We start from the raw sequence: 19306 nt of genomic DNA on the forward strand, positions 1-19306 counted from the left end.
ATGAATCTTCCGGATCTTCAGTCTTACCGTTCAAACTTTATCAATAAAGGCGTTCAATTGCCCCTGCCCATAGTAGCCGGTACCGAAAACGGACTATTGCACCAGTTACCCCCACCTCCGTGCGGCAAAACCGGCTGGCCCTGGGATGAGCAGGCTGCACCAACTATTTATGATAATAGAATAAACTGGCCTAAGCTTACCATCGTAACCCCGTCATATAACCAGGCCGGTTTTCTGGAGCAAACCATCAGGGCTGTGCTTCTGCAAAACTATCCCAACCTGGAGTATATCATCATCGACGGCGGCAGTACCGATCAATCCAAACAGATTATTGAAAAGTATGCCCCATGGCTTAGCTATTATCAAAGCGAAAAAGATAATGGCCAGAGCAATGCCATTAATCAGGGGTTCAGCCTTTCATCCGGCCGGTACCATGCCTGGATCAATAGTGATGATTACTATCTTAAAGGCGTTTTCCATAAGGTGTTAAATAAATTTATGAGCACCAATGCAGATTTTATATACGGTTACGGGAACGACTACAATGTGGTGTCCGGCAAAACAACCACAACGCGGGTATTGCCTTTTATTGATTATTTTATCAAGATTCCGAGCCTTGTGCAGCCCTCCACTTTTTGGAGCGCCGCCATTCATGAACCCGTTTGGGAGGAGCTTCATTGCTCCCTTGATTTTGAATTATGGCTCAGGCTGGTAAAAGGACACAGCAGGGCATTAATCAAAGAGCCTCTTTCCGTTGCCAACGTGCATGAACAAGCCAAAACTCATTCGCCAAAAATGAAGGCGCAATGGGAGGCCGATCATCAGAAAATATGGGCGGCAGATGCTCACGGCACTGTTTATGAATGGAAGAAAATTGTTTTTTTAAACAGGATCAGGATCAGATTATATAAGGTATTTGGATATTACTCATGATGTTACTAAAAAGAAGTACAAACAAGATCCTGAGGATCTTATTCCATTTCTTTAACCAAACGTCGCTTCCTTTTAAAAGTAACCGGATTCTAATTGTAAGACTTGATGCTCTTGGCGATTACATTCTTTTCAGAAACTATATAAAATGTATCAAACACGCACCAAAATTTAAAAGCTATAAACTGACGCTCCTTGGGAATATAGCATTTAAAGATATAGCCGAGGCATATGATAAAGATGTCATCGATGAATTTATCTGGATAGCGCCATCAATAATTTATGATATAAACAAAAAAATAAGATTATCATTTGCCATTAAAAAAAAGGCATTTGATATCTTAATCAATCCGGTTCATTCAAGAGTATTGCACACTGATGAGTTTATATCCCAACTTGGAGCCAAACAAAAGATTTGCAGCAGCGGGGATGATACTAATATGGAATCATTAGAAGAATTAAAACGCTCTTATAAATTTTATGACAGCATTGTAGATGTTCCCGGAACTGATTATTTTGAATACCTGAGAAATCACAAATTTATTGAAATCCTTACTGGTCAGAGAATTGGTACCTCATTAAATTTGCCAACCGAAAGTAAGTCAACCGAAAAAAGGGCTTTGCAATTGGTAATATTTCCCGGTGCGGGCCAGGAGTATAGAAGGTGGGGGACAAACTTATTTGCAACAGCAATTGATTCCATAATGGCAAATTCAACATTTAAAATTACTGTTACAATTGCGGGCTCATCTACAGATTCATGCCTGGCTACTGAAATAATATCACAATCAAAAAACAAAGAAAAAATTGAAGATAAAACCGGTAAAACTAACCTTGTTGAATTAATTGAACTGATTAACAATGCAGATTTATTAATTTCAAATGATACCAGTGCTATACATATTGCTACAGGTACAAAAACCACCGCAATTTGTATCTCCAATGGCAACCATTTCGGTCGTTTTGTTCCCTATCCCTTAACCATTGCAAACAATATATACACGTTTTATCCTTCTGAAGAGTTTAACAATAAAGATAATTATGCGTTACTCAACGATTTATACAAGCGCGGCTCCAACCTGAATATCAACAATGTCGATCCTATAGTTATCAGTAATAAGGCAATATCAATTCTTAATAATGCAAGCTAAACCAGGCGCTGACGTCAAATTATTGTAAACTAAATTATATATCTGCTTTTTTAAATGCTTTTTAACTCCCTGTTGTTCCTTGTATTTTTTGTAATTGTAACCATTACATATTACCTGCTGCCACATAAATTAAGATGGATGTGGCTTTTAGCCGCAAGCAGCTATTTTTACATGTACTTTAAGCCGGTATACATCCTCATCATTCTGTTTACCATTATTGTTGATTATTGTGCTGGTATCCTGATAGAAAAAGCTACAGGCAAAACCCGCAGGTTTTATCTCATTTTTAGCCTGATCACCAATATTGGTGTACTGGCCTTTTATAAATATTTCAACTTTTTGGCCGCTAACGTGAATTTGCTATCTGACACATTCCATGGCCCGCAATTGCCATTGCTTGATTTTATATTGCCCATTGGCTTATCGTTCCATACATTCCAGGCTATGAGTTATACCATTGAGGTTTACCGGGGCAATCAGCCCGCCGAGCGTCATTTTGGCCTTTATGCCTTGTATGTAATGTTTTACCCGCAAATGGTAGCAGGCCCAATTGAACGGCCCCAGCATATTTTACCCCAATTACACCGGGTCAACAATTTCCGAAGCAGCAACTTGATAACTGGTTTATTTTTTATGGCGATGGGCCTATTTAAAAAAGTGGTGATTGCCGATAGACTGGGCCTTTACGTCGACCCTGTTTTCAATAATCCGCATGGTCATTCGGCACTTGAACTGCTCGTAGCTACCTATTTTTTTGCATTCCAGATCTATTGCGACTTTAGCGGGTATTCGGATATCGCGGTTGGCACGGCCCTCGTTTTGGGTATCGAGCTAATGCAGAATTTTAACTTGCCCTATCTCGCCTCCAATGTTTCTGATTTTTGGAAACGCTGGCATATCTCCCTTTCCACCTGGTTTCGTGATTATTTGTATATCCCGTTGGGGGGCAGCAAGATTAATTTCCGGGTAACCTGCATTAACCTGCTTATTGTATTTATGATAAGCGGCCTGTGGCATGGCGCCAACTGGAAATATCTTGTTTGGGGCCTGATTCATGGTTTGCTACTCGTTGCTTACCAGTTATTCAACAAGTACGGTATCGGGATCAAAGGCTTTACCTTCCTGAAATGGCTTTTCACTTTTAACCTGGTTTCTCTTGCCTGGGTGTTTTTCAGGGCAGCTACAGTATCCGATGCTTTTTATATTTTGAGTAAAATATTGACCGGTAAAGGATTTACCTATTCGGCCGGTAACTTGATGTCTGTCCCTGAACTTTGGTATTGTGCCTTTATTATCATTATGCTGCTTTTAGGCGAACGTTATTTGCGAAAAGCGAAAGATTATTCAAACACAACAAAGGCGGTCATCATAGGCGGGCTTATCCTTGCCTGTTACTTTTTAGGGATCTTTAACGAAGCTCAGTTTATTTATTTCCAGTTTTAATGCGTAAGGTTACCAGTTTATTCATATTGCTCATTAGTGTTGGGTTGCTGCTTAGTTCCATGAACCGGTCATTCATCAATAAATTATATTTTGACAAATATTTCAGCCACATTTATTCCAAAACAACAAAGGAAACCAACTGGTACAAAGCCTTTTTTTCCTATTCGGACAAGTGGCGCTATGGCGATCTTTACGGCATGTCAAATCTGCCTCAATACAAATTTGAACTCGAACTTTTTAAACACTACAACCCCAAACCCGGCAGGCAAAACACCAATAGGGTATTATATATTATAGGCGACAGCTTTTTGGCAGATAAAATACTTTACGGCGCTTTTGATGCATTTGATAATGTAATTTTCCTTGATCGTCGTTTTGCCTTCGGTCCAATTAAACTGGATAGTACCAAACAAAACTATCTCATAATGGAATTTGCCGAGCGTAACCTGGTCACCTATGATATCAGCAAAACAGATGAAACAAGGTGGACAAGTAATGAAATTAAAAATGGCCTGAATTTTAGTAATGCCCCCCGGTTGGGTAACCAACCGCCGGCAGCATCTATTTTTGAACGGGTAGGCAATATCATCTTTAATAAGGCACTAAGCCGCAATCTTGAACTAATTCTTTTTGATAATAAACTGGCAACCTCTTTCAAAGAGGTCAAAGCATCACTCAACTATAAACTTTTTAATCGCGTAGCCAAAGAGGTAACGGAGAGTACTGATAAAAAAAGGCTTTTTTATAATACTACCGTCGATACCGCCAGTTTACAGTCAGCATTTAGGCCTAAAACTAGGGCCGCTTTAGATTCTATAGTCCGCAAACTGGATATTGCACGCGATTATTATCGGGCTATTGGCTTTAAAAAGGTTTTCCTTTCAGTGATCCCAAATGCGGTTTCAATCTATGACGATAAACGGATGCCCTATAATCATCTGTTAGAAAGAGTTGAGCAAAAAACTGATCTTCCTGTAATACCACTATACAAAACTTTCAAAGCCGAGAAGCGCAATCTATTCTACCGCAGTGACACACACTGGAACCCGCAGGGCTTGGATACCTGGGTAAATGAAGCGGACAAGGTGTTAACATCAAACCTCAATTGAAGCCATTTTTTTCCATCGTCATGCCGTTGTATAACTGTGAGGGCACCTTACAGCAGACATTAGATAGCATCAATTGCCAGGCTTTTAAAAACTACGAACTGGTTTTGGTTGATGGTGGTTCAAATGATGATACACAGTATATCATCAGTAATTTTAAAAAAACAGGTAAGGTTAGTATCCAGTTCATTTCTGAACCCGACAAGGGCATTTATGATGCCATGAACAAAGGAATTGATATGGCGAGCGGTCAATGGCTTTACTTTATGGGGGGCGATGATACTTTCAACAGCTCCGCAGTCTTGGATCAGGTTTATCAGGCCATCCAAAATGAACCAGCCGATCTTATATATGGTAATGTAACAGGTGCAACATCAAAAACAAAATATGCGGATGATACTATTAATAAAGTATTATCACGCGGCATCCATCACCAGGGCATTTTTTATAAACGCGGGATATTTAATTACACCGGGAAATACAACATAAAGTTTAAGGTGGCTGCTGACTACCATTTAACATTGAAAGCTTTTTGCAACCCAGTATTTAAAACCCGATACATCAATCTGGATATCGCGCGTTTTGGCGAGGCGGGTTTAAGCTCATCAAGTTATGATTATCGTTTTTTCAGTTATCATTATAAGTTTCTGTCAACACATAAAGCCCTCGGCAATATCAATGATACAGCCACATGTTTGCAGCAATCAATTTACTGCTGCCTGTGGCTGGTGAAGGAAAAACAAAGTATAACTTTTGCCTGGCTCAACATTTTATACTACATAACTGGTTTAAACGGGCTGAGCATTCCATTCAGGTTTAAAACCTTTTTAAGAATGATGTACTGGAGCCTGAAAAAGTGAGATGATAATAAACCGAATTAAAACTATAAAATCAACCTTACTTTACTTTTATAAATACGGTATACCATCCTATATCATTGCTTTTGGCGAATCACTGGGCGATAACCTGCTGCTCACTGTATTAAGCCGGGAGCTCTACGGGCGCAGACATAAAAATATCTGGGTAAAAAGTAACCAACAACAACTCTTTGAGCATAATCCGGATATCAAACTTATTTTACCTTTTGGGGCATTATTATCGGGTATGCTTCTTAAAGCCTTCAACGTAAAAACTGTTTTTCCCAAATACACAGTTTATCACCCCGAAACCGACGGCGACGAAATACCCGAAAAGCATATCATTTTAAAAATGGCCGACGATTTACAGCTTAAAGGTAAAATAGATCTTAAGCCTGTTTTAGTTTTAACGGCTAATGAACGGGAAGCCGCGCAGTGGGCAAAAAACCATATCGTAGTAACAACATCCGGCTCAGCAGCATTGTTCCCAATGGGTAACAAAGAATGGGACGTTAAAAAATATCAACAAGTTGTTGATCTGCTTTGTCAAACCCATAAATTCATCCAGTTAGGCTCTCAAACAGATGCACCTTTAAAAAACGTTATCGATCTACGCGGGAAAACTACGATCCGGCAAACAGCCGCTATATTAAGTAATGCCGCCCTTTTGGTATCGCATGTAGGGTTTATGATGCATTTGGCACGCTCAGTCGACTGCCGGTCGGTAATCATATATGGTGGGCGCGAAAGGCCAGACCAATCGGGGTATATCAGTTTTAAAAATGTATATTCTGCGGTTGAATGCTCACCATGCTGGTTACATAATACCTGCCATTACGATAAAAAGTGCATGCAAATGATTTTACCTTGCACTGTTGAGGCGGCTGTAATAGAACAATTGGCTTTAATTAACGAACCTTTACCTGCCGATATCTTATATAATGGCTAAATTAAGCGTAATCATCCCTACTTATAACCCGGATACAGCAAGATTACAGCAAACGCTTTCGGCCTTAAAAAGCCAATCACTGCCTGCCAACCAATGGGAGTTAATCATTATCGACAATAATTCATCTAACAATTTCCGGCAGCAGCTTAATTTAAGCTGGCACCCTGCCGTTCAAATTATAGATGAAACAAAGCAAGGTTTAACCTATGCCCGGCTTAAGGGTTTCAATGAATCAACGGGCGATATTATAGTAATGGTTGATGATGATAATATGATTGAAGGCGGCTATCTTGAAAAAGCCCTTAGTATATTTGGCCAAAATCCCAAAATGGGCGCTATAGGTGGTAGATCAATCCCATTGTTTGAAACTAACCCTCCCGAATGGCTGTGGGAGTTTTACGGAAGCCTGGCCCTGCGCGACCTTGGCGATACCCCCTTAACAGCGGCATGGAATAATCAATATCCAATAGCTGCACCCATAGGCGCAGGGATGGCTATAAAACGCGAAGCGCTATCATCCTATTTGGAAAAAATAACACAGGGCAAAAACAACATCAGCGACAGGTTGGGTAACTCCTTAAGCTCCGGCGGCGATAACGATATTGTGCTCGAGATCCTTAAAGGCGGCTGGCAGGTTGGTTATTTCCCTCAGCTCATACTACAACATATTATTCCTGCTCAACGTATGCACGCAGGTTACCTTGCACGTTTGCTTAACAATACCAATAAATCATGGGTGCAGCTACTGCAAAGCCACGATATAAACCCATGGCAACAAATCACAAAATCGGGGGCTGCATTACGGAAAGCTAAAGCCTGGTTTACCTACAAAGCATGGAAAAATGCTGCGGCATATATAAAATGGCAGGGCGCATGCGGTATGTATGACGGCCTTATAAAGAACAACCATGCTCAATAAAATAAGCAATTCGCTGGCTTATCGTTTACCTTTACTTTACAGGAGCTTACTTAAATATAAGCCCCTTGCTATAAGGCAGCCCAAAGCATCATCGGCTTACACTGTACTTATGATGACCGGCAAAAGCATCATAGATATGACGTGCCTGGCCGTTTATTCTATTGCAAAACACTGGGAAGAGATTCCTAAACTGATCATCGCATCCGACGGATCGTTATCTCCGGAAGAAATCAAAAGTAAATTTAAGTTTTGGCCGGGTGAGCTTATTGTTAACCACTGGCAACAAAGCGCGGTATATCATCAGGGCAAAAACAGGATCAATCTTTTAAACTATTCCGAGAGCCATGTGCTTGGCAAAAAATTGGCTGTGATACTTCACCAGGCCGAGATCCAACCTGTAATATGGATAGACAGTGACATACTTTTTTACGAGGATTTTAAAAAACATATTCCCCAACATAACGGGTTTGTTTGCGGCGGAAGCCAGGAGGGACACTCAACTTATGATGACCGCGTTTTGAATTTCTACGGTAATAACCTCTATGATACTTATACCTTCAGTTCGGGCTTATTAATTATTTATGGGCCCAGAATTTGCGAAGACTTTCGGCTGGAGGAATTATTGTTTCACGTAAGTAACTATGTGCATTATTTTACCGAACAAACTATTTTTGCTCATATAGCAAGTTCATCAATTGGAATACCCTGGACAACAAAGATTATAAAAAACGATCACCAGGATAGCCAACAGATTAAGCCTATGAAAAAAAAAGGCATCGTGGGCAGGCATTATACTGCAAACGTCCGACATTTATTCTGGCGCGACTCTTTGTTTAATTTATAGCTTTCCTTGTTACAACAAGTCATTAATTTTTTATACCGCAATCCGCGTTCACAATTACAAAAATTCAGGCGTTTTGGTGGCTATTTCAATTACCGAAACATAATGAACGGGCGTAGGGAGATGGAACAGCGTTCGCTTGAGTTGCCCCCGGTAGTTTCACATACTAATGGGTTGCCGATTTACTTTTTAACAGGTAAAAACTACCTGTACCAAACGCTTTACTGCATCCAATCGTTAATTAAGTCAACTGCTGCGCAATTTAAATTCATATTGGTTGATGACGGCAGCTTTAATGCTGCACTGATGGAGAGGGTAGCAAAACAGCTGCCCGGCGCACAGGTAATTACAGTGGAGCAAATCAGTGAAAACCTGCAAAACACGTTGCCCGAAGCACGTTATCCGTACCTGCATAAAAAAAGAGCAGTATATCCTCACATTAAAAAACTAACCGATGTGCACACCATCCCAGGCGATGACTGGAAACTGGTACTGGATTCGGACATGCTTTTTTGGCACGACCCCAGAGAGATAATTACCTGGCTTTACGCCCCGCAACAACCTTTGCACATGATTGATTGTACAGAAGCTTATGGATATTCTCGGCAATTAATGGAACAACTGGCCGGAGCACCTGTAAAACCGTTGCTTAATGTGGGGGCTATCGGTTTAAAAAGTGAAGCTATTGATTGGGACAAGCTGGAAAACTGGGTTAAAACACTGGAGGAGCAGGAAGGAACTTCTTATTATTTAGAGCAGGCGTTATCGGCCATGATGATAGCCGACACTGATGCTGCTGTTTTAAAAGCCGGAGATTATATTGTTAACCCCGGCCCGGATCAGATAAAAAACAAAACAGGCATTCTTCATCACTATGTCGACCTTTCAAAAGAAGGTTATTTTAAACAAGCCTGGAAACATTTTTTATAGCCTGTGTCATTAGGTAAAATAGCATACAAGTATTTTTTTAAACCAACCTTTTCTATAAGGTATCATATCGGTCATTTTGGGCTAAAGGGTTGGCTGAACATGCGGCGGGGCGAGCAGCAAATGAAAAAAGCTGCCTTAAAGTTACCGCCGCTTAATCTGTCAAAACACAAAATCCTGAATGTAAGCTTCCTTACCGGGGCAAAATACTGGCACCAAACCATTTTTTGTGCTTATACACTTGCCCACTTTTCGGATGGCGAGATAGGGATCAGGTTATACTCAGACGGAACACTTACCGACGAGCAAATCGGTTTTATAAACCAGGTATTGCCAGGTATTGAAACCATATCCGAGCAACAGGTATTACAACATCTCAACCTTGTTTTACCACAACATACATTTCCAACGTTACGGCATTTGCGTAACTGGCACCCCTTTTTCCGCCGGTTGATTGATATTCATACCTCACCATCCTGGGCAATTCACATGGATAGCGATATGATCTTTTTTGGTAAACCCAATCAAATTATTGAAGCATATCAACGCAAAACAGCAGTTTATATGAAAGAGCAGCTGGCAAGCTCATATTTTGTGGACAGTGAGGATACACTTAGGGATAAATACGGTATCAATTGTATAAAAAGTGTTAACGGCGGCATTGTTGCTTATAATAATGACAAGGTTGACTATGCCGATCTTGAAGAAAAAGCTAAACTGTTGTTACAGCATTACCCCCAGGCGGGCCCGGCACAGGTTGAGCAAACGCTGATGAGCTATATGCTACATCATCAAAACGCTGCAGCACTTGATGAAAAATCATACAGCATTTTTTACGATGACAAGCCCGATTTAAGCAGGCCCGATATTGTCCGTCATTATATTTTTAAGGCCAAACTGCCTTATCTTACTTCAGAGTGGAAAAAAGTAATCCTTTAGTTTCTGTTTGCATGCCGGCATATAACGCGGGCAAATATATTGCAGAAGCCATTCGGTCCATAGCCGAGCAAACCTACGCCAATTGGGAGCTCATTATTGTTAACGATGGTTCTACAGATGATACATCCATTGTACTTAGGCAACTTACAGATCCCCGCATCGGCATTTACCACCAGGAAAACAGCGGGCAGTGTGCGGCTGCAAATAAAGCCTTCAGTTTTTCAAAAGGCAGGTTTATCAAGTTTATGGATGCCGATGATGTTATCTCGCCCGGTTATATTGCAGAACAGGTTAAACGGATTGGAGATAACGATGATGTAGTAGCCTCAGCAGCCTGGGGCCGTTTTTACAACGATGACATTAGCACCTTTAAAGTAAATGAAGATCTCATCAGGGAGGATTGTAAACCCATTGACTGGTTGGTATCGTCCATGGATGGCAAACAAGCTATGATGCAATGCGCCTTATGGCTAATCCCAAGGGCCGTGCTTGAAAAATCGGGCTTATGGGACGAGCGGTTAAGCCTTGTAAATGATTTCGAATTTATTACACGCGCGCTATTGCACGCAAACGAAATTCGCTTTGCTCAAAACGCGGTGTTGTACTACCGGAGCGGTATCAGCAATTCGTTGTCAGCGTTAACTTCCAGGCGAGGAATTAAGTCGGCTTTTACCTCTATTTATGAAGGTACAACATACATGCTTCAGCATGAAAATAGCCCAAGAGTAAGAACCGCCGTTGCCGATTGCCTGCAAAACTTTGTTTATGCATATTATCCCTACTATCCTGATATTATAAACAAAGCCCAACAACGCATTAATGAGTTAGGCGGTTCAAAAGCTAAATATCCGGCAGGTGGTTACACAAAGATGCTAAACCGGCTTATCGGCTGGAAATTAACACAAAAATTTAAAGCCTTATTTGGCTAATAGTTTATCCATGCGCATACTGCTTTCATTTTTACAGGATAAAGTAAGCAGACCACATCCTGTACCTTCATATCGTTTTTGGCAGCATTATATTAAAAATGGTATTATTGAGGCGGAGATGAGCTATATTGAAGTACCGGAGGTTGACTGGGCGGAAGGATTAGTGTATGACGAAGGTTCGGTTGCGTTGCAAAACTGGCAGGAACGGAGCTGGCAGGCAACCCTCAATTACATCAAAGCCAACCGGCAAAATATCGACATTTTTTTAAGCTACTTGTATCCCAAACAAATACTTGCAAAAGCAATAGAACAAATCAGGAAAATGGGCATTCCGTGTGTTAATTTTTATTGCGATAGCGTGCGGGAATTTAAAACAGTACCGGCAAAGTTCAGGATCTTTGATCTGATCTGGGTACCCGAGTATGAGGCTTTACCTCTCTACAGGAAGGCAAGGGTCAAACATATCAACTTACCGATGCCGATGTGGGTTGAACCCCAATTAAGGTGTCGCACCCCGCTTCATGAAATACCGGGGGTATCATTTATCGGTTCAAAAGACATCCTGAGGGAAAACCTGTTGGGCCAGGTCATTCAAAAAGGTCTGCCGGTAAGCGTTCGTGGAGCCGGCTGGTTAGCACAGAGTGCAGGTCCGGTATTTGTTCCTGGTTCTGCTTATCAAAAACTTATTAATCAGGTTAACTTCGTAAAACAGCAGGGCTTTTCCGGCTTAGCAATCAAAGGGCTTCAGCAACTGACCAAATTTACTGTAGTCCCGGTTGGCGACGATCATATATTTCCAAGACCAGATTTTGACGAGTATATCAACATCACTCAAAGCAGCATGGTTACTTTGGGGATTAACCGGGTGCCAACTTTTAAACGTACACATAATAAACCACTAACCTACTCACGCTTGCGGGATATAGAAGCGCCAATGCTTGGCGCCTGCTACCTTACCGAATATTGCGAAGGCATTGAGCAGCTTTATGATACCGATAACGAAATTAACGTTTACCGCACGGTTGATGAATTGGTACAAAAAACTACTGAACTGCTCAACAATAAAGAAAAAAGGAATAAATTAAGAATCAACGGGCAGCAAAGGGTCTTGAACGACCACGCCATTCCGTCATCGCTAAAAAAAATAAAGAAGGCCCTTTTTGGCACCTAAGCTTACCGATAAGCTGTTGTACCCAACAAATTGAAAATAGCCATTATAGTAAATCCGCTGATCCCGGTGCCTCCCGAGCAATACGGCGGCATCGAACGCATTGCTTTTATGCTGATCCAGGAACTTAAAAAAAAAGGCCACGATATTACCCTGTATGCCAATGAACATTCGCAGCCGGGCTGTAAACTCATCGGTTACCGTGAATCGGCTCATTATGGCGTTAAAGATCTGCTGAAAATTAACCGGCTTACGTCAAAAATTGCTTTTCAGCATTTTGATATTGTACATACCTTCGGTCGCATGAGCAATATTGCGTTGCTAATGTTAAGCCGAATCCCAAAAATCGTATCCTATCAGTTGCCCCCTACCGTATCGCAGGTAAAAAAGGCGGTAAGTATCGCTCATAAAAACACATTGAAATTTACCGCTTGCAGCAATTACATAGCCAATCAAATCAATGCGTTTGCTGATGTAACTACCATTTATAACGGGGTGGATTTAAACGACTACGATTTTAATGCAGGTGTTCCCGATGATGCCCCGCTCGCTTTTTTAGGCCGGATCCAACATGAAAAAGGGACAGCTATTGCCATACACACGGCAAAAAAAACAAATCAAAAACTGGTAATAGCAGGCAATGTACCCAATGAGCCAATACACCAGCAATATTTTAATGAACAGGTAAAACCCCATATTGATGGCGAGCAGATCAAGTACATAGGCCCGGTCAATAACCGTCAGAAAAATGACTTGCTTCGTAACTCAAAAGCTTTCCTGATGCCGGTAACCTGGGATGAGCCCTTTGGTATTGTAATGGCCGAAGCACTGGCCTGCGGTACACCCGTTATCGGTTTTAATCGCGGCGCAATACCGGAGATAGTAACTAACGGATTAAACGGTTTTGTGTGCGATATGGAGGCCGACATGATAACGGCGATTAACAGCATTGACTCAATCAGCAGGGCCAGCTGCCGGAAGATAGCGGAACAAAAATTTAGTGCCGGTGTACTGGCCAAACAATACGAAGAATTATACCAACTGGCACGGGACAAAGATTGAAGAACGTTACTTTTATAACTACCGGCCAGCCAACTACTAACCCTCGCCTCGTGAAGGAAGCCGAAACTTTGCACAAGCTTGGTTATAGTGTTAAAGTGATCTGCTGTTTTTACCAGCAATGGGCCCAAAAAACCGATGAAGCTTTAACAGGCAAATATCCCGGTATGTACATTTATTGCGGTGGTGATCCGGTGATACAAAAAGCAACTTACCTTAAAACCCGCATTCGCCAAAAGTTAAGTACGCTGCTGTTTAAATATACCCGGCATTTCGATATACCTGAGAACGCTATCAGCCGCACACATACCGAAGCATTGTCTAAAGCTAAAAAAATAAAAACAGATCTTTATATCGCCCATAACCTCGGCGCCTTGCCCGCAGCCATACAGGCAGCAAAACATTACAACGTAAAAGTTGGTTACGATGCGGAAGATTTGCATTCGGGACAGTTTGCATCAACTCATAATGAAGGTTACAAACTCAATAAATACATTGAAGAAAAATACTTTCCCTATGTTGATTATTTTACTGCCGCCAGTCCGCTCATTGCAGAATTTTATCAACGCCAATACCGCTATTTAAAGCCTGTTGTAATAAACAACGTGTTTCCTAAAACAGCGCTGCAAATCAGCCCTAATTATAAAGCTCACGAACCATTAAAACTGTTTTGGTTTTCGCAAACAGTAGGCCCCGAACGAGGATTGGAAGATGTAATTAAAGCAATAGCTGCTACAAATGGGCATGTTCGGTTACACTTGTTAGGCAGCAGCAATGAAACTTACAGATATGCATTGTTGAACCTTGCCAAAGAACTTAAATTAAATGCAGACCAGTTGTGGTTTCATGAGCCCATTGGAGCGGGCGAGATTTTCGATTTCGCGAACCAGTTTGATATTGGCATAGCCACCGAAACAGGCATTCCTTTAAACAGGGATATCTGCCTTACCAATAAAATTTTTACCTACATACAATGTGGACTGGCAATGATAGTGAGCGATACGCAGGCGCAAGCCTTATTTATGGAGCAATATCCGGGTACAGGAAAACTATACCAAAAAAGCAACCTGCAATCACTAACGGATTGTATCAGCTTTTACCTCCAAAACCCGGATATTTTATACCAAACCCGTTTACAAAACTACCAGCTTGGCCAAACAGCATTAAACTGGGAAACCGAAAGCCGTACTTTTTTAAGTCTTGTTCAAAAAGTATAACAATTGAATAAAAAGCTGCTCATTATTTCGCCATACTTCCCGCCGGTAAACGCGGCAGATATGCAGCGCGTGAGGATGAGCCTTCCTTATTTTGCAGCCTGCGGCTGGGATGCCGAAGTGGTGACCATTGATGCCCAGTATGCCGACCTGGCAAAAGACGAATTGTTGTTGCAAAGTCTCCCTCCGGGCATTAAAGTTCACAAAGTGAAAGCATTCCGCAAGGCACTCACTTCAAAAGTTGGGTTGGGCAGTATTGCCATCCGCTCGTTATGGTATTACCGCAAAACGGTTAACTGCCTGCTGAAGGACAAAAAATTTGATCTTATTTATTTCTCAACCACACAGTTCCCGGTTTGTACGTTGGGTGCTTACTGGAAAAAGCGATTCGGGGTTCCCTACGTCATTGATATGCAGGACCCCTGGCATTCCGATTATTATATCAACAAACCTAAAAGCGATAGGCCGCCAAAATATTGGTTCGCTTACCGTTTAAATAAATACCTGGAACCCATCGCCATAAAAAATGCGTCCGGGATTATCAGTGTATCTGCCGGTTACATTGATCAGCTCAAATTACGTTACCCGGTAATTCAAAAAGTTCCGACCGCTACCATAACCTTCGGGGCATTTGAGCCCGATCTGCAAATAGCTAAAACTAACCAAAAAAATTTTGCAGGGTTGCTTAATGACGGCTTTATCAATGTGGTATATATCGGCCGCGGAGGGAAGGACCTTCACAAGGCCATTAGCCCGGTGTTCGACGCATTAAGAACCGGATTGAATACCAATAAAGAGCGGTTTGACAAAATCAAACTCCACTTCATCGGTACCAGTTATGCCCCCGCCGGGCAAGGGATCGCTACTATCCTTCCCCTGGCAAAACAATATGATATGGAAGAACATCTTGTTGAAATTATCGACCGCATCAGCTACTATCAAGCTTTGCTCACATTGCAGCAGGCCGACGCTCTTTTTATACCTGGGTCAGATGATCCTAAATACACAGCATCAAAAATATTCCCATACCTGCTCACAAAAAGGCCGGTTTTGGCCGTATTTAATGCCGCAAGCTCTGCTATACCTATTATGCAGCAGTACGGTGTAGAACATGTTTACAACTATGATGACGTTACCTCCGAAAACTTATTTATATTTTTTGAGCAATTAATTAAGGGTAATTTCCAGACTGTTGAATATAATGCTGATGCCATCGAAAAATATTCGGCACTTGAAATGACGTTGGCGCAGTGCCGGTTATTTGATAGAATTATTTATGAACGCCATTAAACGAACTGTCGGCTTTATTTTAAAACATCCTTTGGGAAAAAAACATCCGGCAAAAGCCTTATGGCGGTTTGCCTGGTGGCAGGTACAGTCAAGGCTTTCAAGGTCGAAGTTCATTATAAAACCTTTTGTTGGTGATGTTAAGTTTTATGCAACCAAGGGGCTGAGGGGTATTACCGGTAATATATACACCGGTTTACATGAATTTAATGATATGGCCTTTCTGCTTCATTTTTTAAAGCCGGAAGATATCTTTTTTGACATTGGCGCGAATGTGGGTTCATATACGCTGTTGGCTTCCGGCATAGCCAAAGCTAATAGTGTTACACTTGAACCTGTTAAAGCAACTTTTGATATTTTAAACAGCAATATCGGGCTTAATTATTTGCAGAGCAAAGTAAAGCTTATTAATGCCGGCGCCGGCGCAACAGCGGGCGAGATCAGATTTTCGGCCGATGAAGATACCGGAAACCATGTTATTACTAAAGATGAGAAAGGCAAAAACACTGTTATCGTACCTATAATCACTATTGATTCATTATTGGAAACATACAAACCCGCTCTTATCAAGATAGACGTGGAAGGTTTTGAGACCGAAGTGCTTAAAGGAATGGGATCTACCCTTGATTCGCCTCTGCTAAAGGCAATCATCATTGAGCTTAACGGTAGCGGCGGCCGGTACGGTTTTAGCGATCAGGATATTCACAAGTTGTTACTATCAAAAGGTTTTAGGGCGGTTGCCTATGCCCCTTTTAAACGCGTTTTAACCGGGTTAGATACATTTGGTGCATACAATACTATTTACTGCAGAGACATTGAACTGATAAACCATCGCCTTCAAAATGCAAAAAGTTTTAATATAATGGGCGAGACCATCTGAATGAAAAATTTGGCTGTAGTTATCACTCACCCCATACAGTATTATGCACCGGTATTTAAGCTCCTGTATGAACGGCAAAAAATAAACGTCATGGTATTTTATACCTGGGGCGAAGGCGGTTTGCAAAAATTTGATCCAGGCTTTGGTAAAACTATCACTTGGAACCTTCCGCTCCTTGAGGGTTATCCTTATGAGTGGGTAAAAAACATTTCGACCGATCCCGGCTCGCATCATTCAAAAGGAATTGATAATCCCGATCTTATCAGTCAAATAAATAACTGGCAGCCCGATGTTATTATGGTGTACGGCTGGTTTTACAAAAGCCATCTCAAAATCCTCAAATATTTTAAAGGCAGGGTACCTGTTATTTTCCGGGGCGATTCAACTTTACTTGATGATCAAGGCGGTATCAAATCCGTATTGCGAAGCCTGTTTTTAAAGCGGATTTACCGCCATATTGATTGTGCACTATATGCAGGGTCAAACAATAAGGCTTATTTTAAAAAATGCGGTTTAAAAGAAACGCAGTTATTTTTTGCACCGCATGCTGTAGATAATGATCGCTTTGCCGAAGACAGGACCAATGAAGCCCTTACCCTTCGCAAACAGTTAGGAATAGCTGATGATGAAAAACTCCTGCTTTTTGCAGGCAAGTTTGAGTATAAGAAAAACCCGCTGTCGCTGCTTGAAGCATTTATCGACGTAACACAGCCGGGCACCCATCTGCTATTTGCAGGAAATGGTATTTTGGAGATAGAACTGAAAAATAAAGCAAGCCGGCATAAAAACATCCACTTTATTGATTTCCAAAACCAGCTTTATATGCCGGTGGTTTATCAGGCATGTGACATTTTTTGCCTCCCTTCAAAAGGCCCCGGTGAAACCTGGGGGCTGGCCATAAACGAAGCTATGGCCTGTAGCAAGGCCATACTTATATCAAGCAAAGTGGGCGCGGGCACCGATCTGGTAAAGGATTATGAAAACGGACTGATCTTTAAAGCGAACGACGGGGTTGATCTAAAAAGCAAGCTAAAAACATTGCTACTCTATGATAAAACCGCTTTATTTACAATGGGGCAACAGTCCAGGGAAATTATTGAAGGTTGGGGCTTTGTCAAACAGGTTGAAGCGATAGAACAATTGGTATTAAGTCAATAGCACCTGTCGGAAGTCATGAGTGAGGTTTCTTTCTCCATTTATTGAGAACTGACAAAAAACTAAGGCCAATTTATAAATAACACAACATTAGTTAGTAAATGCAGAACAGCAAATCGATAGAACGGTATATTGTGTTGTTTATACCATGGCTGCTGGCGCTGGCATGTAAAAGTGATAGTGTGTTATCCTATTTTATTTCATGGGGTGGTTCATTTTTTATATTCCTGATTACGCTTACCGGTTGGGTACGTCCAATCCCAAACGACCGCCCCATGGCCGAACAATTGATGAGGCCCTTATTTATTATCCAGATAATTTTTGCGGGGTACATGTGCAGCACATCCATCTTTTATTTTATGAATACCCTCGGCTATGAAAATTTCAAGCACGTGTTTATTCACACGTTAAAGGATAAAGACACTCTGGGCTTAATTGCCCAATGCCAGCGCTATTACTGCCTTGGGCATGCTTCATTTGTGATGGGCATACTTATTTTCATGAATTATCCGGTAACTAAAAAATACTACGTCGAAACCGAAAGGCTGGCAAATCTGCTCATGACGTCGGCAATTATCAGTTTTCCGCTTTCGCTGTTATTTCTTAAGATACCAGGCCTTTCCCAATTTTATTACCAGTTTAGCTCATTGAGCTTTATTGCCGGTACATTGGCGCTGGCCTTTGCCATACCACTAAAAAAAGGGGCCAATACGCTCATCTGCCTTTTACTATATGCCTTTAATTTTTACCAGGCGCTTACATCGGGGTTTAAAGAACCCATTATTATCAGCGTACTGGTTTTAGGGATCTTCCTATATCCTACCTATAAAAAATTAGTAACCATCACTTTTGTCCCTATCATTGTTTTATTATTTACGGTTTTACCAACATATAACCATATTTTCCGGGCCAATGCATGGAATGGAGATGCAGATAGCGACGAAGCCTCACAACTGGCCCTTGACGCAGCATTAAATAGTGATAACAGCGATGTTGACGAAACTAACTGGGATTTTTTAGTATATCGCTTAAGCGAGATCGATATGTTTACCCGCTTTGTGCAGTCGACACCTAAAAATGTGGATTTTTATGGATTGGATATTGTTAAACAATCGGCTATTGCGTTGGTGCCGCGGATTTTCTGGCCCTCCAAGCCAATTACCGAAGCCATGATCATGCAGCGCGTTTATGATGCCGGGGTGGTTAACCGTAACTCTTCCGTATCAGCCAAACCCGCCTACATCGTTGATGCGTATCTTTCAGGAGGTGATTGGGGGATCTTTATTTTCCTTTTCGCTTACGGCGCCCTCGCACAGCTAATAGCTGTTAAAGCCGAAAAACTTTTTGGGGGATATATATTAGGCACAGCACTTATATTTTCGGGCCTGTTTCAGATCATGTGGCGCGGCATCAGTTTTGAGTTCCTGTTCAATACCATCTTCTGGAGCTATATCAGCATGCTGCTCATTCATAAGGCATTGTTAAATTCTAAAATTTTAAAAGAGATTTGAATTACGCAACCGATCGATATGATTTTGAAAGAACTGTCTTA

General features: G+C 41.4%; 18 protein-coding genes. All 18 read left to right on the top strand.

Features of this window, described 5'->3' with window-relative positions; translation table 11 throughout:
• The 18 genes from BLS28_RS24740 (at nt 1) to BLS28_RS24825 (ending at nt 19265) form a co-directional block, all read left to right on the top strand.
• Nucleotides 1-933 (top strand): glycosyltransferase family 2 protein, encoded by a 933-nt coding sequence (locus BLS28_RS24740; protein ID WP_091173978.1) that lies wholly within the window; start codon nt 1-3, stop codon nt 931-933.
• Nucleotides 930-2081 carry a glycosyltransferase family 9 protein gene (locus BLS28_RS24745; protein ID WP_091173981.1) on the top strand — a complete coding sequence of 384 codons (1152 nt, stop codon included), beginning with the start codon at nt 930-932 and terminating at the stop codon, nt 2079-2081. The genes BLS28_RS24740 and BLS28_RS24745 overlap by 4 nt, the downstream gene beginning before the upstream one ends.
• A 54-nt stretch (nt 2082-2135) precedes the next feature.
• Nucleotides 2136-3524: an MBOAT family O-acyltransferase gene (locus BLS28_RS24750; protein ID WP_091173984.1), complete on the top strand. Its 1389-nt coding sequence runs from the start codon at nt 2136-2138 to the stop codon at nt 3522-3524.
• Nucleotides 3524-4633, top strand: coding sequence for an alginate O-acetyltransferase AlgX-related protein (locus tag BLS28_RS24755; RefSeq protein WP_091173986.1), 1110 nt, complete (start codon nt 3524-3526; stop codon nt 4631-4633). The genes BLS28_RS24750 and BLS28_RS24755 overlap by 1 nt, the downstream gene beginning before the upstream one ends.
• Nucleotides 4630-5490: a glycosyltransferase family 2 protein gene (locus tag BLS28_RS24760; protein ID WP_143020861.1), complete on the top strand. Its 861-nt coding sequence runs from the start codon at nt 4630-4632 to the stop codon at nt 5488-5490. Before BLS28_RS24755 ends, BLS28_RS24760 begins: the two co-directional genes overlap by 4 nt.
• A 1-nt stretch (nt 5491) precedes the next feature.
• On the top strand, nt 5492-6436 hold the full coding sequence (locus BLS28_RS24765) for a glycosyltransferase family 9 protein (protein WP_091173992.1): 945 nt from the start codon (nt 5492-5494) through the stop codon (nt 6434-6436).
• A complete protein-coding gene (locus tag BLS28_RS24770; protein ID WP_091173996.1) occupies nt 6429-7355 on the top strand; it encodes a glycosyltransferase in 927 nt (308 codons plus the stop codon). The genes BLS28_RS24765 and BLS28_RS24770 overlap by 8 nt, the downstream gene beginning before the upstream one ends.
• Complete coding sequence (locus tag BLS28_RS24775) at nt 7345-8199, top strand: hypothetical protein (RefSeq protein ID WP_091174000.1); 855 nt, start codon at nt 7345-7347, stop codon at nt 8197-8199. Before BLS28_RS24770 ends, BLS28_RS24775 begins: the two co-directional genes overlap by 11 nt.
• 102 nt (nt 8200-8301) lie before the next feature.
• Nucleotides 8302-9126, top strand: coding sequence for a glycosyltransferase family 2 protein (locus BLS28_RS24780; protein WP_143020862.1), 825 nt, complete (start codon nt 8302-8304; stop codon nt 9124-9126).
• A gap of 120 nt (nt 9127-9246) precedes the next feature.
• Nucleotides 9247-10062: a hypothetical protein gene (locus tag BLS28_RS24785; protein WP_218134508.1), complete on the top strand. Its 816-nt coding sequence runs from the start codon at nt 9247-9249 to the stop codon at nt 10060-10062.
• A gap of 11 nt (nt 10063-10073) precedes the next feature.
• Nucleotides 10074-10991 carry a glycosyltransferase family 2 protein gene (locus tag BLS28_RS24790; RefSeq protein WP_091174007.1) on the top strand — a complete coding sequence of 306 codons (918 nt, stop codon included), beginning with the start codon at nt 10074-10076 and terminating at the stop codon, nt 10989-10991.
• A 10-nt stretch (nt 10992-11001) separates the two neighbouring features.
• Nucleotides 11002-12162, top strand: a complete 1161-nt coding sequence (locus BLS28_RS24795) for a glycosyltransferase family protein (RefSeq protein ID WP_091174010.1) — start codon at nt 11002-11004, stop codon at nt 12160-12162.
• Nucleotides 12163-12192: 30 nt separating this feature from the next.
• The gene (locus BLS28_RS24800; protein WP_091174013.1) at nt 12193-13221 is read left to right on the top strand and encodes a glycosyltransferase family 4 protein; all 1029 of its coding nucleotides are present in this window, start codon (nt 12193-12195) and stop codon (nt 13219-13221) included.
• Nucleotides 13218-14435, top strand: a complete 1218-nt coding sequence (locus BLS28_RS24805; protein ID WP_091174015.1) for a glycosyltransferase family protein — start codon at nt 13218-13220, stop codon at nt 14433-14435. The genes BLS28_RS24800 and BLS28_RS24805 overlap by 4 nt, the downstream gene beginning before the upstream one ends.
• A gap of 3 nt (nt 14436-14438) precedes the next feature.
• Nucleotides 14439-15722, top strand: a complete 1284-nt coding sequence (locus BLS28_RS24810; RefSeq protein ID WP_256337527.1) for a glycosyltransferase — start codon at nt 14439-14441, stop codon at nt 15720-15722.
• Nucleotides 15723-15753: 31 nt separating this feature from the next.
• Entirely contained in the window at nt 15754-16599 is an 846-nt protein-coding gene (locus BLS28_RS24815; RefSeq protein WP_176844559.1) for an FkbM family methyltransferase, read from the top strand.
• On the top strand, nt 16600-17757 hold the full coding sequence (locus BLS28_RS24820; protein WP_091174021.1) for a glycosyltransferase family 4 protein: 1158 nt from the start codon (nt 16600-16602) through the stop codon (nt 17755-17757).
• A 98-nt stretch (nt 17758-17855) separates the two neighbouring features.
• Nucleotides 17856-19265 carry an exosortase Y-associated Wzy-like protein gene (locus BLS28_RS24825; protein ID WP_091174023.1) on the top strand — a complete coding sequence of 470 codons (1410 nt, stop codon included), beginning with the start codon at nt 17856-17858 and terminating at the stop codon, nt 19263-19265.
• Nucleotides 19266-19306: the final 41 nt, after the last annotated feature.

The organism is Mucilaginibacter gossypii (genome assembly GCF_900100945.1).
In the GTDB taxonomy this organism is placed as follows: domain Bacteria; phylum Bacteroidota; class Bacteroidia; order Sphingobacteriales; family Sphingobacteriaceae; genus Mucilaginibacter; species Mucilaginibacter gossypii.